This is a genomic window from Enterococcus sp. VV15 (genome assembly GCF_005236045.1).
Classification (GTDB): Bacteria; Bacillota; Bacilli; order Lactobacillales; family Enterococcaceae; genus Enterococcus_B; species Enterococcus_B durans.
Genome location: NZ_QPTY01000019.1, coordinates 11,392 through 37,087, shown reverse-complemented (window position 1 = coordinate 37,087; position 25,696 = coordinate 11,392). Strand labels below are relative to the sequence as shown.

Genomic DNA, 25,696 nt, shown 5'->3' with positions numbered 1-25,696 from the left:
ATTAGTTTAATTTTACCATAACTTTCGTCATTCAAGCGATTAAAAAAATGGGCAAGGATTTTTTTCTAATTTTAGTATGTTTAAACGATCTGATTTTTATATCGCTTGTCCTTTAGGCAAAAGCGTACAGAAAAGAGATCGTTTGTAGTTGAATCTACGCTCTTTACTAAATTTCCAGGGGTAAAAAAAGACAACAGTCTTAGCGACTGTCGTCTGATTTTCATTCTTAGTCTTCGCTTACAAAAGGTAGTAAGCCCATGATACGTGCGCGTTTGATAGCAATTGTAATTTTACGTTGGTTCTTAGCGCCAGTACCTGTTACACGACGTGGCAAAATTTTACCGCGTTCTGAGATAAATCTTTTTAGTAATTCAATATCTTTATAATCGATATATTCAATATGGTTAGCAGCGATATAGTCTACTTTACGACGTTTACGTCCGCCTCTTCTTTGTTGTGCCATTCTATTTCCCTCCTATCAAATTCGTTTAGAATGGTAAATCATCGTCTGAAATGTCGATCGTTGAACTTGAGCCAAATGGATCAGAATTGTCACGATCAAAATCAGGCATACCGTTGGATGATTGAGATGTTTGATTATAGTTATTACTTCCGCCAAAATTATTTGCCGATTGACCAGAGCTTTGAGAACCGCCGCTTTGTTGACGATTTTCAGATGCAGAACGACTTTCCAATAATTGGAAATTTTCAGCAACTACTTCTGTTACATATACACGTTGTCCTTGTTGATTATCATAAGAACGAGTTTGGATACGTCCGGTAACACCTAAAAGAGTACCTTTGCGAGCATAGTTTGCTAATGTTTCTGCTGATTTACGCCAAATCACACAGTTGATAAAGTCAGCCTCACGATTGCCGTTTTGGCTAGTAAAATTACGATTGACAGCTAAAGTGAACGTTGCAACTGCAGTGCCACTTGATGTATATCGTAAATCTGGATCTTTCGTTAGACGTCCAACTAGTACAACATTATTAATCAAAATTGTCATCTCCTCTCATCGTTTTCCATTGTTCCACATGAAACAATGATTAAGCTTCTTCTTTAACAATCATGTGACGAATAATATCGTCGTTGATTTTAGCAAGACGGTCAAATTCATTGACAGCAGCTGCTGATGATGGAGAAGTTACTTTAACGATGTGATAGATACCTTCACGGTAACCGTTCATTTCATACGCTAAACGGCGTTTTTCCCAATCTTTAGATTCGATAACTTCAGCTCCGTTATCTTTTAAGATTGTATCGAAACGTTCGATTAAAGCAGTTTTTGCTTCTTCATCAATGTTTGGACGAATAATATACATGATTTCATATTTCGTATTTTCCATTGATATTCACCTCCCTATGGACTTTCGGCTCTTAGGTTCCCAAGAGCAAGGAGAGTTTTCTAATAAATTAGACTACTCACAATCCTTGATTATACACGAAATAAACAGTTAAAGCAAGAGGACAAAAAGAAAAAGCAGTCAAGATTTCTCTTGACTGTTTTTTCATCTTGATGATTATTCCTCCGATTGATCGTCCATTGTTTCCGTTGATACATCTACTTCTTCACTTGTAGCCTCTTCTGGACTTTCAGGTTCGACGGTCGCCATCGTTACTACTTTCGTATCAGCTTCCATCTTGATCAAGCGTACCCCTAAAGTTGCACGTCCTGTTTGAGAAACGGTTGCTACGTTGAAACGAATGATGACCCCTTTATCAGTGATCAACATGATGTCTTCATCTCCAACCACAGTCGCTAGACCAGCTAATGGACCATTTTTTTCTGTGATATTGGCTGTTTTGATTCCTTTACCACCACGACCTTTTACTGGATACTCAGAAACTTTTGTTCGTTTACCGTACCCTTTTTCTGTGATGATCAGTACTTCGTGATCTTCATTCATCAAGGCTGCACCGACTACATAATCTTCTTCACGTAAACGAATTCCTCTCACACCTGAAGCTGTACGTCCCATATCACGAACGGCCTCTTCAGAGAATGTTACAGAATACCCGTTATGTGTACCAATGATGATATTGGATCGACCATCCGTTAGCAGAACATTGACTAATTCATCATCTTCTTTCAAACCGATAGCAATCAAGCCATTGCTTCTGATATTAGCGAATGCTGTCACAGTGGTTCGTTTTACCGTTCCTTGGCGCGTTGTAAAGAATAGATAATGTCCTTCTTCTGCTTGCCCAGTTACAGCGATGATTGCTTGGATTTTTTCGCTTGAATCGATTCCCAATAGATTGATGATCGGAATCCCTTTGGCTGTACGACCATATTCTGGGATTTCATAGCCTTTTGCACGATATACTTTTCCGTTGTTTGTGAAGAAAAGCAATGTATCATGGGTCGAACAAGAAACCAGATTCTTGACAAAGTCGTCATTGTGGACACCCATCCCTTGGACACCGCGACCGCCACGACGTTGTGCTCGGAATTCGTTATTTGCTAATCGTTTGATATACCCATTATTTGTTAGTGTGATCACGATTTCTTCTTCTTCGATCAAGTCTTCGTCTTCCAGACTCAATACTTCGCCTACCAATAATTCCGTACGGCGTTTGTCACCAAAACGTTGGTTCAAGTCTGCCAATTCTGTTTTGATGATATCAGTTACCCGTTCTGGACGAGCAAGAATATCTGTTAAGTCAGTAATCAGTTTTAACAATTCTTGGTATTCATTTTCGATTTTTTCACGTTCCAAACCGGTCAAGCGGCGTAAACGCATGTCTAAAATCGCTTGTGCTTGACGATCTGAAAGTTTGAATCGTTCGATCATCGTTGTTTTTGCTTCATCATCTGATTTAGAGCCACGGATGATCGCAATGATTTCGTCAATATGGTCTAAAGCAATACGTAAACCTTCTAAAATATGAGCACGTGCTTCGGCTTTTTCTTTTTCGAAAATCGTACGACGTGTAATCACTTCACGTTGATGTTCAACATAGTTTTCAAGGATTTGCTTCAAGCTTAATACTTTAGGAACACCTTTTTCGATGGCTAACATATTGAAACCAAATGAATTTTGTAAAGAAGTCAATTTATACAAATTGTTTAGAATAACTGATGCACTTGCATCACGACGAACATCGATGACGATCCGCATGCCTTCACGAGAAGATTCATCACGCAAATCAGTGATTCCTTCGATCCGTTTATCTCTGTGTAATTCAGAGATACGTTCGATCAATTTGGCCTTATTGACCATATAGGGTAATTCCGTCACAAGGATACGTTCTTTACCGTTTGGCATCTCTGTGATTTCCACTTTCGCACGAACTGTAATTGATCCTTTACCTGTTTCGTAGGCACGACGGATACCTGATTTACCCATAACTAAACCGCCTGTTGGGAAATCTGGGCCAGGAAGTACTTCCATCAATTCATTCGTTGTTACATCTGGATTTTCCATCAACAGGTCAATAGCCGCCACGACCTCTGACAAATTATGAGGTGGAATATTCGTTGCCATCCCTACAGCAATACCAGTTGTTCCATTTACCAAAAGGTTAGGAAAGCGGGCTGGTAACACAACAGGTTCTTTTTCTGTATCATCATAGTTGCTTTGGAAATCGACTGTATTTTTATTGATGTCACGGAGCATCTCTGTGGCGATTTTGCTCATACGCGCTTCGGTATAACGCATCGCAGCAGCCCCATCTCCATCGACTGAACCAAAGTTTCCGTGACCGTCTACCAACATGTAGCGGTAACTAAATGGCTGTGCCATACGGACCATCGATTCATAGATCGCACTATCACCGTGGGGATGATACTTACCCATGACATCCCCAACGATTCTGGCTGATTTTTTATGTGCTTTATCTGGCGTCACACCTAATTCATTCATTCCGTATAAGATACGGCGATGAACAGGCTTCAAGCCGTCTCGAACATCCGGTAGTGCACGAGCTACAATAACACTCATCGCATAATCGATGAAGGAGTCTTTCATTTCGCTAGTTAGATTGACATCATGGATGTTCTCTCTGATTTCTTCACTCATCTTTATTCCTCCTTCATGATTAAATATCTAAGTTTTTCACGTAATGGGCATTTTCTTCAATGAACGCACGGCGTGGTTCAACACGGTCACCCATCAGCATTTCGAAAATCTGATCGGCTGCAATTGCATCATCCACGCTGACGCGAGCCATCATTCGATTGCTAGGGTCCATCGTTGTTTCCCATAATTGATGATCGTCCATTTCTCCCAAGCCTTTGTAACGCTGTACACTAGGTTTTGGTGTCGCTGGTAAAGAAGCAACAACTTCTTTCAAATCTTCTTCAGCAGTTTTACCTGGCTGAACGTACGTGATTTTTTTCCCTTGTTTTACGCCATACAATGGTGGTTGCGCAATATAAACATATCCTGCTTCCACGATAGGTCGCATATAACGATAAAATAGTGTCAACAGTAATGTCCGAATATGTGCGCCATCGACATCGGCATCCGTCATGATAACTAATTTATGGTAACGGGCTTTAGAAACATCAAAATCTTCTCCAAAACCGGTGCCCATCGCTGTAAATAAAGAACGGATTTCTTCATTCGCTAAAATTTTGTCCATGCTGGCTTTTTCAACATTCAGGATTTTCCCACGGATCGGTAAAATCGCTTGGAATTCACGATTTCGTCCTTGTTTTGCAGAACCACCGGCAGAATCTCCTTCGACGATGAATAATTCACATTTTTCAGGATCATTGCTTGAGCAATCGGCCAATTTACCTGGCAGATTACTGATTTCCAACGCACCTTTTCGTCTTGTCACTTCTCTTGCACGTTTAGCAGCTAATCGGGCTTTAGAAGCCAATAATCCTTTTTCGATGATTTGGCGTCCGACACTTGGATTTTCTAACAAGAACTTCATGAAGTGCTCGCTGAATAAACGGTCAGTTACAGTACGAACTTCTGAATTTCCCAGTTTTGTTTTGGTTTGTCCTTCAAATTGAGGATCGGGATGTTTGATAGAAATGACTGCTGTTAAGCCTTCTCTTACATCTTCCCCTGTCAAATTATCATCGTTTTCTTTCATCAGCTTTTGTTTACGCGCATAATCATTGATGACACGAGTCAATGCTGTTTTGAATCCAGACTCATGTGTCCCACCTTCATATGTGTGGATATTGTTCGCAAAACTCATGATGTTTGAATGGTAACCATCGGTATATTGCATCGAAACTTCGACCGTGATATCTTGCTGTTCGCCTTCTAAATAAACTGGCTCTGGGAAAAGTACTACCTTGTTTGCATTTAAATACTCGACATAGCTCTTGATCCCACCGTCATAATGGTATTCTTTTACTACTGTTTTTTCTTCGCGTCTGTCCTCGATCGAGATGTGCATGCCGCGATTCAAGAAAGCCAATTCACGAATACGAGTCGCTAATTTATTGAAATCAAAAACGGTTGTCTCTGTAAAAATTTCTGGATCTGGAATAAAATGGACAGTTGTTCCGTGGCGGTCACTTTGTTCAATGATTTTTAAATCATCAACAACAGCACCACGACGATATTGTTGGTAATAAACATTGCCGTCTTTATAAACTTTTACATCTAATTGTGACGATAACGCATTAACGACGGATGAACCAACACCATGCAGTCCACCAGATACTTTATATCCGCCTCCGCCGAATTTTCCCCCTGCATGAAGCACGGTAAAAACAGTTTCTACAGCCGGACGACCAGTTTTTGCTTGGATATCTACGGGAATCCCACGGCCATCATCGATTACAGTGATGCTGTTATCCTCTTCAATTACGACTTGGATCTTAGTAGCAAATCCTGCCAACACTTCATCGATCGAATTATCGACGATTTCCCATACCAAGTGATGTAATCCTTCAGAACTAGTAGATCCGATGTACATTCCTGGACGTTTTCGAACGGCTTCTAATCCTTCAAGGACTTGAATCTGACTGGCATCATATTCTTTAGCGCGTTCAATTAAACTTCTCTCATCTGTCATTTAACTTTCTTCTCCTTCTATTTTTCCTTGCTGAACATAAAAAATCTCAGGTTCAACGGTCATTTTATTTTTTACATGATCAAGTGTGGTTGTTGTCAAGAAAGTTTGGACTTTACCTTCAATCGTTTCTAGCAAGTGCAGTTGGCGATTATCATCTAATTCACTCATCACATCATCAAGCAAGAGAATTGGATATTCCCCTGTTTCTTCTTTGATCAAGTCGATTTCAGCTAATTTGACGCTCAAAGCTGTGGTTCGCTGTTGTCCTTGAGACCCATAATTCTGCACGTTTTTTTGATTGACGAAAAAAGAAAGGTCATCACGATGGGGCCCTATCGTTGTTGTCCCTCGAAACAAATCTTTCTTTTTATTCTGATCTAGCAATGCCAAAAACTGTGTTTGGATCTCTTCTTGTGTTTGTGAATGCAAAGAAGAAATCGCTGTTACGTATTCAATCTCTAATTGTTCTTTTTGATGGGTGATTTGTTGATGCAACGTGTTTGCCCAAAATTCTAATCGCTGAACAAATTGCGCACGAGCTTTCAAGATTTTACTGCCAAATTCGGCTAACTGCTCAGATAAAATATCTAAGTAAAGTAGATCTGTTTGCTTTTTTTCGTTCAATTGTTTTAAATATTGGTTTCTTTGTTTTAAGATTCCTTGATATTGAACCAGATCATAAAGATAGATCGGATTGATTTGGCCTAATTCCATATCAAGAAATTTTCGTCTTATCTGAGGACTACCTTTGACTAGAGAAAGGTCTTCCGGTGCAAATAAGATGACGTTCAATTGTCCAACATAACTGCTTAACTTCTTTTGCTCGATATGATTGATTTTTGTTTTGCGCCCTTTTTTTGAAAGTAAGATTTCTAGAGGGATTTTAGATGTACCTTTCGTGATTTCTCCTTGAATCAATGCTTGGTCATCATTCCAACCGATCAATTCTTGTTCACTACTTGTACGATGACTTCTAGTCATAGCTAAAACATAAATACTTTCCAAAAGATTCGTCTTTCCTTGCGCATTTTCACCTAAGAAAATGACGAGATTTTTCGAAAACTCTATTTGTAATTCCTGATAGTTACGATAATTTTTTAAATAGAGCTTATTCAGCCTCATTATCTTTTTTCCCTTTTTTTACCATAAAAAAAGTTCCTACTTCTGGAACTTCAACCATCATACCGGGATAAAGTTTTCGTCCACGGCGATTCTCAGGTTCGCCATCTACTAAGACAGTGTTCTCAGCTAAATACCATTTTGCTTGTCCACCACTGCTGATCACCGTGACTTCTTTTAGCATTTGACCCAACGTCATAAATTCTGTTTTTAGAATGACTTGTTGTTTCACTCTTCATCCCTCATTTTCATTATAAATGTATACTCTATTATACCTTTTTTTAATCAATAAAACAAATTTATCCATATATTTTTCCATATAAGACGATTTAAGCAAAAAAAGGTATTTTAAACAAAAAGAAACAAAAAGCCTTAAAATTGATTTTAGGGCTTTTTGCTTCTTTTCTGTTTCTTTTCATCTAATTTTTCAATCTATCAAGAAATTTGCTTAATTTGTACGTACAGGCGTAATCAATTGGATAAATTGAACACCGTCTTCTGTTGGTTCTAAAGTAAATGGACGAATAGAAGAAATAAACTTCACTTTGATACTCATATCGCCAAAAGCACGCAATGCAGCTTTCATGTAATCAGGGTTGAAAGAGATCTCTAAAGGATCGCCACTACTTGTCACATAGTTCAAACTTTCCTCGACTTTACCAATTTCAGGAGAATTTCCGTAAAGAACTACAGAATCTGAAGTGATAGATAGACGAACGATGTTGTTACGTCCTTCATGTGACAATAAAGAAGCACGTTCGATCGCTGCTAAGAAGCTAGGTACTGAAAATTCAACTTCTGTATTGAAACTTGAAGGAATCAAACGATTCGTATCAGGATAGTTCCCTTCTAACAAGCGTGAATAAAAGTACATATTTTCTGTTTTGAACAATACTTGATTTTCCATGATGCTGATTTCAACGATTTCCTCTTCATTTGTTAGTGAACGAGAAAGTTCCGTTAAACTTTTACCAGGAATGACAATATCGAATTGATCTACTGCTTGTTCAACTGGGATCACTCGTTGACTCAACCGATGTGAGTCTGTTGCGACAGCTAACAAAGAATTGCCTTCTAAAATAAAGTGGACCCCTGTAAGAATTGGGCGGCTTTCATGTTGTGAAACGGCAAAAACTGTTTCGTTGATCAGTTTCGTCAAGACATGCACAGGTAATTTCATTTGGTTATGACTTTCTACTATCGGTAGATGTGGGTAATTGTCTGCATCTAATCCATTGACTAAAAAGTTGGCTTTACCTGAAGTGATCGCTACTTGTTTATTTTCTAAAACTTCTAAAGTGAATGTCTCTTCTGGTAAACGGCGAATGATCTCACTAAAGAAACGAGCTTGTAAAACAATTGATCCAGTAGATTCAATTTGCATTTGTGCTTTTTCATTTTCGACCGATAAAAGTGTTTCGATTGAAATATCTGCATTGCTACCAGTTAATGTCAATCCTTCTTGTGTCAGAGTGATTTTGACCCCTGTCAAAATGGGAATAGTTGTTTTACTTGATATAGCTCGTTGAACAGTTTGCAACTCTTGCATAAAACTTGCTCGATTTAAGGTAACTTTCATGATGTTTCTCCTTTAGACATGTATTTATTATTAGTTAATATAAAATAATAAAAGTATTAGGTACTGTTGATTCTGTGGAAAACTAAAAAAATGCAAGAAAGAAAAGAAAAAACAGCTGTGGAAAAGGTGTGCATAACTTTTTTGTTTTTTTCACTTTTATCCACAAAGCGTTTTTTCCTTTGGTTTGATTAATTTAAAAGAAAATTTTTGATTTCCGATACTTCATTCTGCATGCTTACGCTTGAATCAACTAAGTGTTGGATTTTTTCGTGCGCATGGATGACTGTGGTGTGATCTTTTCCGCCAAATTCGGCTCCGATTTTTGGCAGCGAACTGTCAGTCAACTCTCTTGCTAGATACATTGCGATTTGACGTGGGACAACGATCGATTTCACTCGTTTTTTCCCTTTTAGATCCTTTAATTGAATATGGTAATACTTTGCAACCTCTTCTTGGATCTGTAGGATCGAAAGTTGTGGGTGTCCTTTGCCAGATTTCAGTGTTTTCAGTGCATCAGCAGCTAAACTGGTTGAAATATCTTCACTATTCATCGCAGCAAATGCTTGGACACGCACCAGAGCTCCTTCTAATTCACGGATATTCGAATCGATTTGGCCCGCGATATAACTTAACGTATCGTCGGGGATCTCTAATCGTTCAGCAGCGGCTTTCTTTCTCAAAATCGCTGTTCGTGTTTCTAGATCAGGTGGCGTGATGTCAACGGAAAGCCCCCATGCAAAGCGTGATACTAAACGTTCTTGCAGTTTTGGTATCTCGTTTGGCAAGCGATCACTTGTTAGAACGATCTGCTTTCCTTCATTGTAAAGTGCATTGAATGTATGGAAAAATTCTTCCTGTGTAGCTTCTTTTTCTGCAAAGAATTGAATGTCATCAACTAATAAAAGATCAACATTTCGGTATTCTTGACGAAACTCTTCTGCTGTTTTGTTCTGGATCGAGTTGATGAAATCATTCGCAAATGTTTCACTACTAACGTATTTGACCTTCGCATCAGGTTGGCTCAACAGCATCTGATGACCAATTGCATGCATCAAATGGGTCTTACCAAGACCAACGCCTCCATAAAAGAATAACGGGTTGTAAATAGAGCCCGGATCTTCTGCAACGACTAATGCCGCAGCATGCGCCATTTGGTTTCCTTTCCCAATAACAAACGTGTCAAAGGTATATTTAGGATTCAACATCGCTTTTTTTATGGGATTCGCTACAGGTATTTTTGGACTTTGGACGTCTTCAATGATTTCTTGTTCTGCTTCTTCCCCGGTAACAAAACGCGGGATGATCTCTTTACCTGTCAGCATATAACCGACTTCGACGATCTTTGTCGCTAGGTTTTTTTCCCAATATTCTTTATGAATTTTACTAGGAACTTCTACAACTAACTGGCTTTGATCCAACGATCTTGGTTGAGCGGTTTCGATCCAAGTATTATAACTTGCAGGCGATAAATCTTTTTGGTAAGTGGTTTTTAATTCGTTCCATAAAGCATCGAGGGATACCATATAAGGCCTCCTCCTTCATTAAAAAGTGAATAACTAGTACTAATTTATCATTTTTCGCTGAAGTTTTCCACAGAAAGAAAAGAAAAAATTTTTATTTTACATTTATCCACAAAATCAAGAGGTGAATGAGAAGAAAAAAACACGGGTGGGAAAAACACTTATCCACATGAGTAATCAACAGGTGGATAAGTGTTGTTTTGGAGAAATTATCCAGAAGTATCTGTGGATAATAAATCTATATTTATCATATTGTTCAGCAAGAAATTCACAAGTTTTGCCCTATCTGTGGATTATTTTTTTTACAGGTGTTTATTCTGTGTAAAAAGGGCATGGAAAATGCTGTGGATAATTCGTGTGCATAACTTTTTCCACATACAAAACACATTGCAAAAAATAGTTCTGTGGAAAAATAGAATACGTATTTTAACAAGAATCGTTCTATTTTATATTGACAAAATACCTTAGTTGTCGTTATACTATCAAAGTATGTCTGTGTTTAATCAGTAGATAAGAAATTTTGGAGGTGGAATACATGAAAAGAACATACCAACCAAATAAACGTAAACGTCAAAAAGTTCACGGATTCCGTAAACGTATGAGCACTAAAAATGGTCGTCGTGTTTTAGCAAGCCGTCGTCGTAAAGGAAGAAAAGTTCTTTCAGCTTAAGCCACTGGGGTTTCAGTGGTTTTTTTTATGCCCTTTTTTTGCGAAAGTGTAAAAGAGTGACATGAAATATGGTATGATTATTGACGTAAGTGAGAGATAGAAAAGGAAAGAAAACGAATGAAAAAAGCGTATCGTGTTAAAAAAGAACGAGAATTTCAAGCTGTGTTCCAAACAGGAGCATCATTTGCTAATCGTAAATTTGTCATCTACCGCTTAGAGAAAAAGGACCAACCACATTTTCGTGTAGGGCTTTCAGTAGGTAAAAAAGTAGGCAATGCCGTATGTCGCAATGATGTAAAGCGCAAGCTCCGTGCAGCGATTTATTCTTTAAAAGAAGAGATCGACCCGGAATTGGATTTTATTGTGATTGCCAGACCAAGTGTCAAAGGGTTGACTTACGATGAGATTCGTTCCAATCTAGTCCATGTCTTAAAACTTGCAAAAATAATCGATAGAGAGGAAAAGAGTAAGTGAAGAAATACAAACGTTTACTTTTGATGGCAGGTATCGTAGGTCTTGCCGTCGTCTTATCCGGTTGTGGAACTGGAGAAGTGAGTGCGCAAAGCACAGGAATTTGGGATCGCTACATCGTTTATTATTTTGCAGAAGCGATCAAGGCATTGTCATTTGGTAACGTGGGGATCGGGATCATTTTGTTCACCTTGATCATCCGTGTGATATTGATGCCTTTGATGCATTTTCAGACAAAGAGCATGCGTAAAACGCAAGAGCTTCAACCTAAACTAAAAGCATTACAACAAGAATATAGTGCAAAAGATCCAGATACACAAAGAAAATTACGTGAAGAGCAACAACGTCTATATGCAGAAAATAATGTGAACCCGTATGCAGGTTGTTTACCATTATTAGTACAAATGCCAATCTTGATGGCGTTGTGGCAATCCATTTCACGTGTACCAGAATTAAAACAAGGACACTTTTTATGGTTGAACCTAGGAACTGCTGATCCAACATTTATTTTGCCGATTCTAGCGGCTATCTTTACGTTCGCAAGTACTTATTTAAGTAGTATGAGCCAACTTGAGTCGAATGCATCAATGAAGATCATGAACTTCGTGATGCCTGTGATGATTTTAGTGATGGGTGTCAATTTAGCCAGTGGTCTTTCATTATACTGGGTAGTCTCAAATGCGTTCCAAGTACTACAAACGCTATTGATCAACAATCCATTTAAAATCAGAAAAGAACGTGAAGAAGAAGCAAAACGTATTCGTGAAAAAGAACGAGCAATGAAGAAAGCAATGAATCCTAAGAAAAAACGTAGAAAATAAGGGAGGTAATGCTAATGCCAATTTATGAAGCTGCGACAATAGATGAAGCGGTCCAACTCGGACTGGATGATTTGGGTCTATCAAAAGACAACGTAGAGATCGAGATACTTGATGAAGGTAAAAAAGGATTCTTAGGTCTAGGAAAAAAGAATGCCCGTTTGATGATCAAGCCTTCAATCAGTGAAACTGTTTCAGAGACGATCGAAGAAACAGTGGAAGAAGTTTTAGAAGAAAAACCTGAAATAACAGAAATTGTTTACGAAGAAGAATCTCAAGCAGAAGTGCCTAAAAAAGAACTAAGTGAATTAGGTGATGAAGCAGCTTTAACGGAATTAGCAGTTTATCTCACTGAAATTACGAAACAATTGGATGCACCAGCTGTAGTAAAAATCAAACGAGAAGCAAACATGATCGTTTTTCAATTGGATACTCAAAAACAAGGGCTATTGATCGGAAAACATGGAAAAACGCTGAATGCCTTACAATATTTATCCCAAGTATTTATTCATCGTGTAGCTGAAAATAAGCTTTCTGTGGTAGTGAATGTAGGCAATTATCGGGAGAAACGCCAAGAAATCATCCAACGACTTGCAGAACGTACAGCGGATAAAGTCAGTCGTACGGGACAACCGGTATTTTTAGAACCAATGCCTGCTTTTGAACGAAAGCAGATCCATGCGGTATTGAGTAAAAATGAAGTTGTCCAAACTCATTCAGAAGGTGATGAACCTTATCGTTATTTGGTCGTTGAGCCAGTGAAAAAACGCTTGTAACAGAAGGATGATTTCTAGAAATAATGAATACTCATTGACAAACTTTTTTAAACCAAGTATATTTTATTAGAAATCATTCTTATCGGAGTATACGATGTTCAAGTAGTCTTACTTTGATAGAAAAAGCACATGAAGTCTCGCTTCATGTGCTTTTTTGCATTAAGATGTACTAATTGTATCAGGTAATCAGCCAATCGTAGTTTGGACAAATTGGATGACCGTTCCGTAGGCAAATAATTCCAAGTACTGTTTTTCGCCAAGTGAGCGCTGCTGATAGTCAAAATGACAATTGATCACTGCGTTTGCCCCGTATTCCAGCACTTTCTTTTTTAACTTTCGTTTCGTTGTTAAAAACAGATCCTCAGTATTAAAATTTGGGTCAAACAAGTCAGCTTCAAAGCATTCCACCACAAAAACAATATCACGTACAATATATTTTTGGTTGATATTTCCCGTGGACAACACGACATCATTGATGCGCGGGTCATCTTCACCGTCAAATGAAACAGGATTAAACTGGCCCATAAGGTTCTCCTTTCGATAAAACAAAGTGTAGGTAGATAGCGCTACCATTTTAGTGTACCTTTTTTTTAAAGAAAGATAAAGGAGTATGTAAGAAAGAGCAACGATTATTTCTAGTTAGGGAAAAGACAGATTTTAAACTAAAAATAATACTGCTACACTTGAGAAGAGGTTGAGATAAAAGTCGTTTAGGTTTGAAAAATTGGAGAAAAAAATGAACAATACGCTTTTTGTATTGATCGTTTTTTTGAAATTTCCGAAAAGCTTGACTTTTGTACGCCGTTTATTCGAGGGTCTGTAGCAAACCTGATTTTTAGATTTGTCCCACACTCTAAAATACTAGATCGAGGTGATGATCTTTGGGTATTTACGATTTATTTAGAGAAAGAAAGCAGGCGAAACTTTTACGATTAGTTATGCGAAAACGTCAAAGGTACCTAAACAGTGAAGAGTACGTGAAAAACATATGCAGCAGAATTATTCAGAATTTAAATCTAATGGGAAATCCGATCCAGGAAAAAATGAAAAAAGTGCCTAATGCCGTGATTGAATTGATGCCAATCCATTCAAAAAAAATTAAGGGCAGCTGTTTACATAGATGACTAAAAGAAACAGATTACACCGATTTATATCTATAAAATCAAAAATTCACCACAAAAGATCAGGGCAATCACTCAGGCATTGCGTATAGGACGGCTACATCTGAATTGATTTGAACGAAACGAATTAATAAAAGGACCATTTGAAGAATATCGTCCGCTTCATTTGTTCAGTCGTTGTGCAAAGAAAGAATATTATTCCAAGGATCTGGCAACCTCACAATATGTCCAAGATAATTGTATGGTCAATAATTTAAATGGTGCAATGAAATATATTTTAGGGGTCAAGAAACAGGTCAAAATAAATATTTTATAAATCAAGTATTCCTAATTTATCTAATGGAGATTTCAAAGAAGAATTGGCTAAGTTAGCGATAGTTCATTTGAAAAACAGTGGAGCTTCTAGTAAAACATTAAAAAATACTGCAACAGGCACTAGTGACATACCTAGATGAAAAAAGTAAACGTACCGAAGTACCTCAGCAAGAAAAAATTCCTTATAAACTAAAAAAAGGAAAAGAGACGCACCGTGTGTGACTACAAAAAACACTAAGGTCACAAGAGTTAAAGATAGAGCAACCCCGGTAATAAAAGAGAACGACTCAAGAAATAGCCCACTTCCATGTTGCGAAAAAAGTGAAAAGAATCAGCTAAGATAAATCAGGTAAAGTTTACCTAAAAACATGAAAGTCCTAGTAAAGATAAAGCCAGTCTCCGATTAAAAATCCTTGATTCCTTCTATTAGATGTGATAACCTATGACCAGAATTTAATCGAGAACAAGCAGTCAAAGTGCTAAGTTCACCATTTATTACAAAGGGTGAAGTGGGCGCTTTTTTTGTGCGTAAAATGAAAGAGGAAGTGAGAAAATGGTTGAAATTACTTTAGAATTTGATACGATTGCTGCAATTTCGACTCCACCTGGAGAAGGCGCCATCAGTATTGTCCGCCTCAGCGGAGATCAAGCAGTAGCGTTAGCAGATAAAGTATACAGTTGTGGAAAGAAAAGTTTACTTGAAGTCCCAAGTCATACCATCCATTATGGACATATCGTTGATCCTAAAAATGAACAGTTAGTTGATGAAGTCATGGTTTCTGTCATGTTAGCACCCAAAACATTTACTCGTGAAGATGTAGTAGAAATCAATTGCCATGGCGGAATCGTTGTAGTAAACCAAATCTTACAATTATTATTGCGTGAAGGTGCAAGGCTAGCGGAACCTGGTGAATTTACAAAACGGGCCTTCTTAAATGGACGTGTAGATCTATCCCAAGCTGAAGCAGTGATGGATCTGATTCGTGCGAAAACCGACAAGGCAATGGGTTTAGCGTTGAACCAGTTAGATGGGAATCTGTCTGCATTGATCCGTTCGTTACGACAAGAAATTTTAGAAACATTAGCACAAGTCGAAGTCAATATTGATTATCCTGAATATGATGATGTAGAAGAATTGACAACAAAATTATTATTAGAAAAAGCCACGATGATCCAAGAAAGAATCCAAGCGTTGCTAGCTACTTCGAAGCAAGGAAAAGTTCTTCGTGAAGGTTTGAGTACAGCAATCATTGGACGACCAAATGTAGGAAAATCAAGTCTCTTGAATCACTTATTACGAGAAGAAAAAGCAATTGTCACTGACATCGCAGGAACGACGCGAGACGTCATCGAAGAATATGTCAATGTCCGCGGGGTACCATTGAAATTGATCGATACAGCAGGTATCCGTGAAACAGAAGATGTTGTGGAACGGATCGGCGTGGAACGAAGCCGCAAAGCACTCGCTGAATCAGATTTGATTTTATTAGTCTTGAATCAAAGTGAACCTTTAACGAGAGAAGATGAACAATTGCTAGAGGCCACGAAGGGGTTGAAACGGATCATTCTTCTAAATAAAACAGACCTACCACCGAAATTAGAAACAGAAAAACTTGAACAATGGGTAGAAAATGAACCAGTCTTTGCTGTCTCTGTGACTAAAAATGATGGTTTGGATCGTTTAGAAACAGCAATTTCAGATTTATTCTTTGGTGGTCAAACAGGAGAACGTGATGCGACATACGTCTCAAATACGCGTCACATCGCTTTGCTTGAAAAAGCAGCTATTTCATTAGAGGAAGTCATCGAGGGCATCGCAGCTGGTATGCCTGTAGACTTAGTGCAAATCGACATGACTCGCTGTTGGGATTACTTAGGTGAAGTGGTCGGAGACAGTGTACAAGATGAACTGATTACTCAATTATTTAGTCAATTTTGTTTAGGAAAATAAGGAGGAAAATCTTTTGAATCATTATCAAGCAGATGCCTATGACGTGATCGTTGTCGGTGCTGGACATGCGGGGTCTGAAGCCGCATTAGCCGCAGCAAGAATGGGCTCAAAAACATTACTATTAACCATCAATTTGGATATGGTTGCTTTTATGCCATGTAATCCGTCCGTTGGCGGACCTGCCAAAGGAGTCGTTGTCCGCGAAATCGACGCATTAGGCGGGGAAATGGGTAAAAATATCGATAAGACCTATATTCAAATGCGCATGTTGAATACTGGGAAAGGCCCAGCTGTCAGAGCATTACGTGCGCAAGCAGACAAACATGCTTATTCCGCAGAAATGAAACATACGATCGAAAAAGAACCAAATTTGACTTTGCGTCAAGGAATTGTCGAAGAATTGATCGTTGAAGATGGTGTTTGCTGTGGTGTAATCACCTCTACTGGAGCGAGTTATCGTGCGAAGGCTGTTGTCATCACTGCTGGAACAGCACTACGTGGCGAAATCATCATCGGAGAATTAAAATATTCTTCTGGTCCTAATAACTCCCAACCTTCTGTTGGCTTAGCGAATAATTTGAAAGAGCTTGGTTTTGCCATTGAACGGTTCAAAACAGGAACACCGCCACGTGTTAAATCAAGCACGATCGATTATTCAGTCACAGAAGAACAACCAGGTGACAAGGAACCCAATCATTTTAGTTTCAGTACACCTGACAGTGCATATAATTTAGATCAAGAATCTTGCTGGCTAACTTATACTGGAGAAACGACCCACCAAATCATCCGTGATAACTTGCATCGCGCGCCGATGTTTACTGGGATCGTAGAAGGTGTGGGCGCACGCTATTGCCCATCAATCGAAGATAAGATCGTTCGTTTTGCTGACAAACCACGTCATCAATTATTCTTGGAACCAGAAGGATTGCATACGGAAGAAGTCTATGTACAAGGATTATCAACTTCTTTGCCAGAAGATGTCCAAGTAGATGTGTTACATTCGATTGCTGGTTTGGAAAAAGTAGAGATGATGCGTACCGGTTATGCGATCGAATATGATGTCGTTGAACCACACCAATTACGTCCAACACTAGAAACGAAAGTCGTTGAAAATCTTTACACGGCCGGACAAACAAATGGAACAAGCGGCTACGAAGAAGCAGCTGGACAAGGCTTGATTGCTGGGATCAATGCTGCATTGAAAGTGCAAGGAAAAGAACCGTTGGTAATCAAACGAAGTGATGGTTATATCGGTGTGATGATCGATGATTTAGTCACAAAAGGAACAAACGAACCTTACCGTTTATTGACTTCTCGCGCAGAATACCGTTTGCTCTTACGTCATGATAACGCGGATCTACGTCTTACTGAAATGGGCCACCAAGTAGGTTTGGTCAAAGAAGACCAATACAATGCATATTTGAAAAAGAAAGCCGCTGTTGAAGAAGAAATCAAACGTTTGATGAGCGTTCGTATCAAACCAACAGAAGAAGTTCAAGCTTTCTTAGCAACAATTAATGCAGCTCCATTAAAAGATGGTGTTTTAGCAAGTGATTTCTTAAGACGTCCAGAGATCAGCTACCAGGATCTATTGCAGTTTATTCCTGCGAATGAAGCATTGACACGCAAAGAAATCGAACAAGCAGAAATCCAGATCAAATATGAAGGATATATCAAAAAGGCACTTGAAAAAGTAGAAAAATTAAAACGGATGGAAGCCAAAAAGATACCAGAACATATCGACTATGCGGCAATTAACGGCTTGGCAACCGAAGCAAAACAAAAATTACAAAAAATCCAACCTGAAACGATTGCACAAGCAAGTCGAATCAGCGGCGTAAATCCAGCTGATTTAAGTATTTTGATGGTCTACATCGAACAAGGGAAGATTGAGAAAGTCGAAGCTTAAATTATTGATACTAAAGGACTCATTTTTTAACATGAGTCCTTTTAGTATGTGAGGATGTGACAATCACTCATGAAAATGGAGATAATACATACCGGGCTAAAGCTACGTTAGACAATGGGAGTGCAATAAATATAAATATTGAATACTATCCAAAGAAAGACCGCGTATATGTAGAGATACCATATACTGAGATATTAATGTTAAACTGATTTAAATTTATTATATATACCGTCCGAATAGAAACTTCCAAAGGTGCAAATACACTAGGGAGTTTCTATGGTTTCCGCCGTATAAGTGGAAATATCAAATATGATGATAGTTAAGGAAAATTTGGAAAGCAGCTTATTTTTTTATTTTGTAGGATTGATGATAATTAGTTTAGCCGGCGACAGGTTTCTGTCTAAGTATTTTTTGATAAATAAGACAAAGATTTACTGGGTACTGTTAGCCGACAGATAATTTAGCAGAAGAAAGGCGGTTTGCAGTTTAAAATAGAGTATAAAAATGTACGAAATAACTTTAAATGGTGATACTATATTAAGTCTAAGATAGAGAACATAAAGTCTGGTGAAGAGACAGGTTTTATCTATATTATTGGTAAGGGCAGGGGATATTTCGACAGATTTCCAGTGTATAAAATATCAAAAAAAGTGACCAACTTTGAGGTTAGGTTACAAGTAAAAAGAATGATTTTAGTAATTAGGAATACCTACGGCTATGGAATATTAATTTAGTGAGAAAAAGTAAAGTTGACTAATTCTTCGTGAATTTTTGTGTAGTTATATAGAGGTGGTAGTTATGAAAAAATGTATTAGTAATTCTATGTATTTTTACTATTTTCAGTCTTTCTGTTTGTGGTGATTTTACAAGTATGACATCGCTAGGAGTTGAGTACAAGGAAATTCACGCCTGCTGTGATCTGACAATTAAATGAGCAATATCAAATAGCCGTATCCAAACCAAAGGATATGGCTATTTTTGTGTCAGGGATATACGTCACGTAGCTTGTTATCAAGAATAAGCTTCTTTCTTTTTTTTTGCTTTTTATAAAACTGAGTATGCTAAAATAAGAGGGTATATAGCAACTTTAAATAAGAGATAGGAGTGTATCTTTTTGGGTGCAGAATTAAATCAGAAGTTATTTAGTGCGGCAGATAATCTCCGCAGTAAAATGGATGCGTCAGAATATAAAAATTATTTATTGGGGCTGATTTTCTATAAATATTTATCCGACCGTTTGTTGGAACAAGTGGTTCTTTTAGCAGATGAATCCTTAGAGGAATATGACACAGTAAGCAAACAAACGATGTTGTATCGTGAATTACTTTCAGATGAGGAATCAAAAGAAGATCTGATCTCCACAATCGTTGATATTTTGGGGTATGCGATTGCACCAGAGTATCTTTTCAATGTATTAGCAGATCAAGCAAAACAAGCGATCTTTCAATTGAATGATTTAAATAAAGCCTTTGTGCAATTGGCATCTACCTACAATCAATTTAATGGGTTATTTGATGATGTGGATCTCCAATCAAAAAAACTAGGAACAGATGAGCAACAACGAAATGTGACGATTACCGAAGTCATTAAGAAATTGAATGACGTGGAAGTTTTAGGTCACGATGGGGATGTGATCGGGGATGCTTATGAGTTTCTAATCAGTCAATTTGCTTCAGAAGCAGGGAAGAAAGCTGGAGAATTTTATACACCTCACATGGTTTCTGATATGATGGCACAAATCGTGACACTAGATCAAAAAGAACGCCCTTTCTTTAGTGTCTTTGACCCAACCATGGGTTCAGGTTCACTGATGTTAAATGTGCGTAACTACTTAACTCACCCAGATAACGTTAAATATCATGGGCAAGAATTAAATACAACGACATACAATCTAGCAAAAATGAACTTGATTTTACATGGGGTAGATGCCGAAGAAATGAATCTCCGCAATGGGGATACGCTGAATAAGGACTGGCCAACAGATGAACCTTACACATTTGATGCAGTAGTGATGAATCCACCTTATTCGGCTAACTGGTCAGCAGATACGACTTTCTTAGACGATTCTCGGTTTAATCGTTATGGGAAATTAGCGCCAAAATCCAAAGCAGACTTTGCGTTTCTTCTTCATGGGTTCTATCATTTGAAGGAAACAGGGACCATGGCCATCGTCTTGCCACACGGAGTTTTATTCCGTGGCGCTGCAGAAGGGGTCATTCGTCAAAAATTATTAGAAGACGGCAGTATTTATGCTGTGATCGGTATGCCTGCGAACTTGTTCTTTGGTACATCTATTCCAACGACGGTGATTGTATTGAAGAAGAATCGTCAAACTCGCGATGTATTATTCATTGACGCTAGTCGAGAATTTGTCAAAGGGAAAAATCAAAATAAACTATCAGAAGAAAACATTCAAAAAATCCTTGAAACCTACGCTGAAAGAAAAGATGTCGAGAAATACGCTCATTTGGCAACCTTTGATGAAATCAAAGAAAATAACTATAACTTAAATATCCCACGCTATGTCGATACGTTCGAAGAAGAAGAACCAATTGATATGGTTCATGTCGGAAATGACATCAAGAAGATACGACAAGAACAGCAAGTGCTAGAAAAAGAACTATTGGAAACTATCTCTTCCCTGCAAACAACACCTGAAAACGAAGCGTGGTTACAAGGTGCGCTGGAGGTGTTCAAACATGAGCAATGATACACGACCACGACCAGAAATTCGGTTTCCTGGATTTACGGAAGCTTGGGAACAGAGTAAGTTGGGGGAAGTTGCTGAATACTATGATGGAACACATCAAACACCTAAATATACTAAATCAGGAATTCCATTTGTATCTGTTGAAAATATTCAAAATATTTTGGGCACTGGCAAATATATATCTGAGGATGATTTTGAGACTAACTTCAAAATTAAGCCTAAAAAAAATGATATATTAATGACTAGGATTACTGCTGGTATTATTGGTGACACTGCTATTATCACAAATGATTCACCACTGGCTTACTATGTTAGTCTTGCACTAATACGCTCCAAAAAAATTAATTTTCTTTATTTAGAAAAATATATTAATACTCCATATTTCAAACATGAATTGCACAAAAGGATTATCCATACAGCTTTTCCAAAAAAAATAAATTTAGTTGAAATAGCTCAATGTTCAGTAAGTTATCCTAAAAAGGAATCAGAACAAAAACAAATTGGCCAGTTTTTTATCCAGCTTGATAAATCTATCGCTCTTCATCAGCGCAAATTAGATTTGCTGAAGGAAACGAAAAAAGGATTCTTACAAAAAATGTTCCCTAAAAACGGAGCAAAAGTGCCAGAAATTCGGTTTTCTGGTTTTACGGAAGATTGGGAACAGCGGAAGTTGGGAGAAATCGTTCAAATTACCATGGGGCAATCTCCAAATTCGGAAAATTATACAGAGAATCCAGAGGACTATATTTTGGTTCAAGGAAATGCTGATATGAAAAACAATAGAGTTGTACCAAGAGTTTGGACTACGCAAATTACAAAACAAGCAGAAAAAGGTGACCTTATTTTAAGTGTTCGAGCTCCAGTTGGAGACATCGGAAAAACTGATTATGATGTAGTTCTAGGACGTGGAGTTGCAGCAATTAAAGGAAATGATTTCATTTTCCAACAACTTGGGAAAATGAAAGAGTCTGGCTATTGGAATCGATTCAGTACAGGATCAACATTTGAAAGTATTAAATCAAATGATATTAGAGAAGCTCTAATTACTATTCCAACCGGAGAAGAACAACAAAAAATCGGCACATTCTTCAAACAACTCGACGACACTATCGCTCTGCATCAACGTAAGTTAGATTTGCTGAAGGAAACGAAAAAAGGCTTCTTACAAAAAATGTTTGTCTAGGAGGGAAGAAAAATGAAAATTAGTCATCGTGAGGAAGCGGAAGTCGAAGAACAGTTGATCCGTGTACTGGGGGAAGGACATAATCAGTGGACGTATCGTCCAGATCTAAAATCAGAAGAAGATCTTTGGGACAATTTACGCCAAAAAATCATCTCAAATAATCAAGCAGAGTTGAATGATTCTCCCTTGACCGATAAAGAGTTTGAAACGATCAAAACCGAATTATTACTGCGAACGAAAACCCCATTCGATGCTGCGAAATGGTTAAAAGGTGAAAATGGGATGGCTCGGATCACGATTGAACGGGAAGATTCGCAATTGGGTTCTGTCTCACTTATCCTTTATTCCAATCAAGACATTGGTGGAGGAATCTCTACTTATGAAGTGGTTCATCAAATTGCAAAACGTGGAAGTAACATAGACGCACGGGATCGACGTTTTGACGTTACCTTATTGATCAATGGTTTACCGATTGTCCAAATCGAGTTGAAACAAGTAACCGCAAAAGATGGTGTTTATCAGGCATTTAATCAAATCAAAAAGTATGCAGAAGAAGGCATGTTTCGGAACAATATCTTTTCGACCTTACAGTTGTTTGTGGTTTCCAATGAACAAACCACTCGTTATTTTGCAAATGCCTTACCAAAGGATTTGCACCCTAAGTTTTTATTTAGTTGGCGAACGAAAGATAATAAAAAGGTAGAAAACTTATATGAGTTTTGTAAACAAGTGCTAAATATCCCGGATGCCCATCGCTTGATTGCGGATTATACGATTGTCAGTGAAGATCAAGACAATAAAACCCTCATGGTGTTACATCCTTATCAAGTGCATGCGATTCAAGCCTTGTTTATTGCTGCAAATAAACATCAATCAGGGTATGTGTGGCATGCGACTGGTTCAGGAAAGACGTTGACTAGTTTTGTATCTACTAAGCTTTTAGCACGAAAATCGGGGATCGATCGGACGATTATGTTAGTGGACCGCAAAGATTTAGATAATCAAACCACCACAGAGTTTACGAAATTTGCTTCGGAATTTAATACGGGAATTTCTTCCGGGAACGCCAAAGCGAATAGCTTGATCGTGGGAACAGGAAGTGCCAAAGAATTAAGTGAAACCCTGTTGGCAGATGCCAATGCGAATGTTGTGATCATTACAACTCGTCAAAAGCTAGATGCGGCATTGAAATATGCAAAGAAACAAGAAGAGAAAAAAGGAACCAATCGCTTCCAAAAATTAATGGGGCAACATATCGTGTTTGTAGTAGATGAGTGTCATCGAGCGTTAAGTGCTGAAAATATGGAAGAAATCAAAAAAATGTTTCCGAAATCCACTTGGTTTGGCTTTACAGGTACACCGATTTTCCCTGAGAATCGGAAACAAGCAAAAGGTCAATTGGCACGCACGACCCATGACCAGTATGGAGAGGTCTTGCACACCTATACCATTAAGAATGCGCTAGAAGATGGCTCTGTCTTAGGATTTCAAGTAGAGCATGAAAACACCGTGGAGCCGACTTCACTAGAGAATAAAATCTATCGGAAATTAAAAGAAGTAGAAACATACGCAGATTATTCATCGGAACAGATCAATCGTATGATCGATCAAATGGAGCCTGTTAAAAAAGAAAGTTATTTGGAGCCTGCTGTTTTTGAAGCAGATGAACATATCCAAAAAGTCATTCATAAAATGTTCCGTCCAGATAATGCCTATACAAAATTTGATTTTCGAAATGGCCGTCCAACGAAGTCTGCAATCTTAACTACGAGTTCTATTGACATGGCCAAAAAGTATTATCGAGCCATCAAAGAGATGACGAAAGAGCCTGACTGGTTAACAAAAGAGTTTCCCAATCAGCTCATTCGTGAAGGACGAACGATGGAGGATCCTGATTTTCCACGAATCGCTATTACCTATTCATTAGAAGAAAATAGCCAAGATTCAAGTGCCAAACAAGAAGAAATGCAAAAAATTATTGAGGAATATAATCAGTATTATGATACTGCCTGGTCATTAGCAGACATTGAGCGTTATAACGGAGACATCAATAATCGTTTGGCACGAAAAAGAGCGGAATTCAAACAATTTGGGAAACAAATCGATTTAGTGATTGTAGTGGATCGTCTATTGACAGGTTTTGACGCCCCTACGATTCAAACCCTATTTGTGGATCGTAATCTAGAGTATGCAGGATTGATCCAAGCTTTTTCACGTACGAATCGTACGTATCCTGATAAGACAAAAGGATTGATTGTGACGTTTCGTAAGCCAGCCACAATGGAGAAGAATGTCGAGGATGCGACAAAGCTGTATTCAGAAGCAAAAGAAGAATCGGGTTTGATTTATCCAAGTTATCAGGAATCCAAAAAAAGATTCAAGCAAGCATATCGTAAGTTAAAAGAGGTTTCATCCATGGAATCCATGGATGAACATACGCCACTTGAAACTCGTATCGAATATGTCAAAGCATTTCAAGAATTGAATCGTGCGTATGAATCGTTAGTGACTTATGATGACTATAATGATGATATGGTGAAATCCCCAACCTTGAACAATCAAATTCAACTTTTGGAAGAACAAATTGGTGTATATGAGACCGTGAAGGGTTCATTAATAGAGGAAGAACCAGAAAAAGAAGGAGAAGATTTTTCAACGATCGAATTTTATAGTGAAAATACCACGAAGTTGTATGATATTGATTCTACTTATATTGATCAATTACTAGGAACTTATGCTGCGAATAGTTCAGATGCACGAGAAGAAATTGAAAAAGCTTTGGCTAAATTGAATAAAACAGAAGGAGTCAAAGAAGTTTACCGACAAATTTTAAATGCATTTGATGTGGGGACTTTAGATAGTAATGAAGATATCTTTGTCATTAAACGTCGCTATTTTACACAAGCAAGTGATGATTTGATTCATGCCTTTTCCAATGAGTGGCTTGTTTCTGAGAAAGAATTACATGCTTCTAATCTGCAATATATGCCAGGTGAAGATCCAATTCCTAATATGAAAGCAATTATCAACAGTAAGGATTACGAAGGTTATAAAGCCAAACATCCAGAAGCGAAGCCATTTAAATACCCACAAGAAATGAAGCGAGCATGGCGTAAAATGTTAGATGATAAGTTGATTCCTCTTGAAAATGAATTGAGGTAAACGAGAAGAGTTAAGAAAATTGTACGATTCAAAGATGGTAGTAAAGTGGAAGTGTAGAAAATAGGGATAGATGTCTTGAGGCATTCTGCAGTTGCAGGATGTCTTTTATTTGTTCACATTTTATAACGAAGTATTTAAGACAGCTATTGAATAATGTTTCCTCCACCTTTTTCATTCATTTACCCCACCCCGTTGGTATATGACCGTGTTTCGAGAGGAACCAATAAAAAGCATGGGCTAACTAGGGGTTCCTTTTTCTTTTGCTTTTTTGGAATCCGCTTAAGTGAAATGTATCTGAAATGAAACGGAGATAAAGTGATTTTTTGCTGTAACAGCAAGTTTTTAGTTGTTTCAGATACCATGTAGTCAAAAATAGTTTATTGAAAAAATAGGAGAGTAT

Annotated in this window: 19 protein-coding genes; 9 read left to right on the top strand and 10 right to left on the bottom strand. The window is 38.0% G+C overall.

Translation table 11 applies throughout. The features are described from left to right. Nucleotides 1-226: 226 nt before the first annotated feature. From rpsR to dnaA, 9 genes are all read right to left on the bottom strand, one after another. Entirely contained in the window at nucleotides 227-463 is a 237-nt protein-coding gene (rpsR, locus tag DVW83_RS08290; RefSeq protein ID WP_005875810.1) for a 30S ribosomal protein S18, read from the bottom strand. A 25-nt stretch (nucleotides 464-488) separates the two neighbouring features. Then, nucleotides 489-1,001 carry a single-stranded DNA-binding protein gene (gene ssb / locus DVW83_RS08285; RefSeq protein WP_005875808.1) on the bottom strand — a complete coding sequence of 171 codons (513 nt, stop codon included), beginning with the start codon at nucleotides 999-1,001 and terminating at the stop codon, nucleotides 489-491. A 49-nt stretch (nucleotides 1,002-1,050) separates the two neighbouring features. After that, nucleotides 1,051-1,350, bottom strand: coding sequence for a 30S ribosomal protein S6 (gene rpsF / locus DVW83_RS08280; RefSeq protein ID WP_005875806.1), 300 nt, complete (start codon nucleotides 1,348-1,350; stop codon nucleotides 1,051-1,053). Between the two features lie 174 nt (nucleotides 1,351-1,524). After that, nucleotides 1,525-4,026 (bottom strand): DNA gyrase subunit A, encoded by a 2,502-nt coding sequence (gene gyrA / locus DVW83_RS08275; RefSeq protein WP_104660253.1) that lies wholly within the window; start codon nucleotides 4,024-4,026, stop codon nucleotides 1,525-1,527. 19 nt (nucleotides 4,027-4,045) lie between these two features. Then, the gene (gene gyrB, locus DVW83_RS08270; protein ID WP_104660252.1) at nucleotides 4,046-5,992 is read right to left on the bottom strand and encodes a DNA topoisomerase (ATP-hydrolyzing) subunit B; all 1,947 of its coding nucleotides are present in this window, start codon (nucleotides 5,990-5,992) and stop codon (nucleotides 4,046-4,048) included. After that, complete coding sequence (recF, locus tag DVW83_RS08265; RefSeq protein ID WP_005875801.1) at nucleotides 5,993-7,114, bottom strand: DNA replication/repair protein RecF; 1,122 nt, start codon at nucleotides 7,112-7,114, stop codon at nucleotides 5,993-5,995. Continuing rightward, nucleotides 7,101-7,343, bottom strand: a complete 243-nt coding sequence (gene yaaA, locus DVW83_RS08260; RefSeq protein ID WP_005875799.1) for a S4 domain-containing protein YaaA — start codon at nucleotides 7,341-7,343, stop codon at nucleotides 7,101-7,103. Before yaaA ends, recF begins: the two co-directional genes overlap by 14 nt. A gap of 216 nt (nucleotides 7,344-7,559) precedes the next feature. Further along, on the bottom strand, nucleotides 7,560-8,690 hold the full coding sequence (dnaN, locus tag DVW83_RS08255; RefSeq protein WP_104660250.1) for a DNA polymerase III subunit beta: 1,131 nt from the start codon (nucleotides 8,688-8,690) through the stop codon (nucleotides 7,560-7,562). Nucleotides 8,691-8,878: 188 nt separating this feature from the next. Further along, the gene (gene dnaA / locus DVW83_RS08250) at nucleotides 8,879-10,213 is read right to left on the bottom strand and encodes a chromosomal replication initiator protein DnaA (RefSeq protein ID WP_104660249.1); all 1,335 of its coding nucleotides are present in this window, start codon (nucleotides 10,211-10,213) and stop codon (nucleotides 8,879-8,881) included. Nucleotides 10,214-10,745: 532 nt separating this feature from the next. Between dnaA and rpmH the strand changes: the two genes are divergently transcribed. From rpmH to jag, 4 genes are all read left to right on the top strand, one after another. Further along, nucleotides 10,746-10,880, top strand: a complete 135-nt coding sequence (rpmH, locus tag DVW83_RS08245) for a 50S ribosomal protein L34 (RefSeq protein ID WP_002293121.1) — start codon at nucleotides 10,746-10,748, stop codon at nucleotides 10,878-10,880. Between the two features lie 117 nt (nucleotides 10,881-10,997). Further along, nucleotides 10,998-11,354: a ribonuclease P protein component gene (gene rnpA, locus DVW83_RS08240; protein WP_005875793.1), complete on the top strand. Its 357-nt coding sequence runs from the start codon at nucleotides 10,998-11,000 to the stop codon at nucleotides 11,352-11,354. Further along, the gene (locus DVW83_RS08235; RefSeq protein ID WP_104660247.1) at nucleotides 11,351-12,172 is read left to right on the top strand and encodes a YidC/Oxa1 family membrane protein insertase; all 822 of its coding nucleotides are present in this window, start codon (nucleotides 11,351-11,353) and stop codon (nucleotides 12,170-12,172) included. Before rnpA ends, DVW83_RS08235 begins: the two co-directional genes overlap by 4 nt. A 14-nt stretch (nucleotides 12,173-12,186) precedes the next feature. Next, nucleotides 12,187-12,945 carry an RNA-binding cell elongation regulator Jag/EloR gene (jag, locus tag DVW83_RS08230; RefSeq protein WP_104660246.1) on the top strand — a complete coding sequence of 253 codons (759 nt, stop codon included), beginning with the start codon at nucleotides 12,187-12,189 and terminating at the stop codon, nucleotides 12,943-12,945. Nucleotides 12,946-13,131: 186 nt separating this feature from the next. Here jag and DVW83_RS08225 read toward each other — a convergent pair whose 3' ends face one another. After that, a complete protein-coding gene (locus DVW83_RS08225) occupies nucleotides 13,132-13,470 on the bottom strand; it encodes a heavy metal-binding domain-containing protein (RefSeq protein ID WP_104660245.1) in 339 nt (112 codons plus the stop codon). A gap of 1,464 nt (nucleotides 13,471-14,934) precedes the next feature. Here DVW83_RS08225 and mnmE point away from each other — a divergent pair. The 5 genes from mnmE to DVW83_RS08195 all read left to right on the top strand — a co-directional run bounded on the left by mnmE (nucleotide 14,935) and on the right by DVW83_RS08195 (nucleotide 25,296). After that, on the top strand, nucleotides 14,935-16,332 hold the full coding sequence (mnmE, locus tag DVW83_RS08215) for a tRNA uridine-5-carboxymethylaminomethyl(34) synthesis GTPase MnmE (protein WP_104660244.1): 1,398 nt from the start codon (nucleotides 14,935-14,937) through the stop codon (nucleotides 16,330-16,332). Between the two features lie 13 nt (nucleotides 16,333-16,345). Then, nucleotides 16,346-18,241 (top strand): tRNA uridine-5-carboxymethylaminomethyl(34) synthesis enzyme MnmG, encoded by a 1,896-nt coding sequence (mnmG, locus tag DVW83_RS08210; RefSeq protein ID WP_104660243.1) that lies wholly within the window; start codon nucleotides 16,346-16,348, stop codon nucleotides 18,239-18,241. Between the two features lie 1,114 nt (nucleotides 18,242-19,355). Continuing rightward, nucleotides 19,356-20,951 carry a type I restriction-modification system subunit M gene (locus DVW83_RS08205; RefSeq protein WP_104660242.1) on the top strand — a complete coding sequence of 532 codons (1,596 nt, stop codon included), beginning with the start codon at nucleotides 19,356-19,358 and terminating at the stop codon, nucleotides 20,949-20,951. Beyond that, nucleotides 20,941-22,134, top strand: coding sequence for a restriction endonuclease subunit S (locus DVW83_RS08200; RefSeq protein ID WP_137239282.1), 1,194 nt, complete (start codon nucleotides 20,941-20,943; stop codon nucleotides 22,132-22,134). Before DVW83_RS08205 ends, DVW83_RS08200 begins: the two co-directional genes overlap by 11 nt. 12 nt (nucleotides 22,135-22,146) lie before the next feature. Then, nucleotides 22,147-25,296, top strand: coding sequence for a type I restriction endonuclease subunit R (locus tag DVW83_RS08195; RefSeq protein WP_137239280.1), 3,150 nt, complete (start codon nucleotides 22,147-22,149; stop codon nucleotides 25,294-25,296). The last annotated feature ends 400 nt before the right edge of the window (nucleotides 25,297-25,696 follow it).

Bases quoted from the DNA above. Each gene is read 5' to 3' on its own strand.
- rpsF (WP_005875806.1), bottom strand. From the start codon at position 1,350: ATGGAAAATACGAAATATGAAATCATGTATATTATTCGTCCAAACATT.
- dnaN (WP_104660250.1), bottom strand. From the start codon at position 8,690: ATGAAAGTTACCTTAAATCGAGCAAGTTTTATGCAAGAGTTGCAAACT.
- rpmH (WP_002293121.1), top strand. From the start codon at position 10,746: ATGAAAAGAACATACCAACCAAATAAACGTAAACGTCAAAAAGTTCAC.
- mnmE (WP_104660244.1), top strand. From the start codon at position 14,935: ATGGTTGAAATTACTTTAGAATTTGATACGATTGCTGCAATTTCGACT.
- DVW83_RS08225 (WP_104660245.1), bottom strand. From the start codon at position 13,470: ATGGGCCAGTTTAATCCTGTTTCATTTGACGGTGAAGATGACCCGCGC.
- dnaA (WP_104660249.1), bottom strand. From the start codon at position 10,213: ATGGTATCCCTCGATGCTTTATGGAACGAATTAAAAACCACTTACCAA.
- jag (WP_104660246.1), top strand. From the start codon at position 12,187: ATGCCAATTTATGAAGCTGCGACAATAGATGAAGCGGTCCAACTCGGA.
- rpsR (WP_005875810.1), bottom strand. From the start codon at position 463: ATGGCACAACAAAGAAGAGGCGGACGTAAACGTCGTAAAGTAGACTAT.
- rnpA (WP_005875793.1), top strand. From the start codon at position 10,998: ATGAAAAAAGCGTATCGTGTTAAAAAAGAACGAGAATTTCAAGCTGTG.
- DVW83_RS08195 (WP_137239280.1), top strand. From the start codon at position 22,147: ATGAAAATTAGTCATCGTGAGGAAGCGGAAGTCGAAGAACAGTTGATC.
- recF (WP_005875801.1), bottom strand. From the start codon at position 7,114: ATGAGGCTGAATAAGCTCTATTTAAAAAATTATCGTAACTATCAGGAA.
- gyrA (WP_104660253.1), bottom strand. From the start codon at position 4,026: ATGAGTGAAGAAATCAGAGAGAACATCCATGATGTCAATCTAACTAGC.
- DVW83_RS08200 (WP_137239282.1), top strand. From the start codon at position 20,941: ATGAGCAATGATACACGACCACGACCAGAAATTCGGTTTCCTGGATTT.
- gyrB (WP_104660252.1), bottom strand. From the start codon at position 5,992: ATGACAGATGAGAGAAGTTTAATTGAACGCGCTAAAGAATATGATGCC.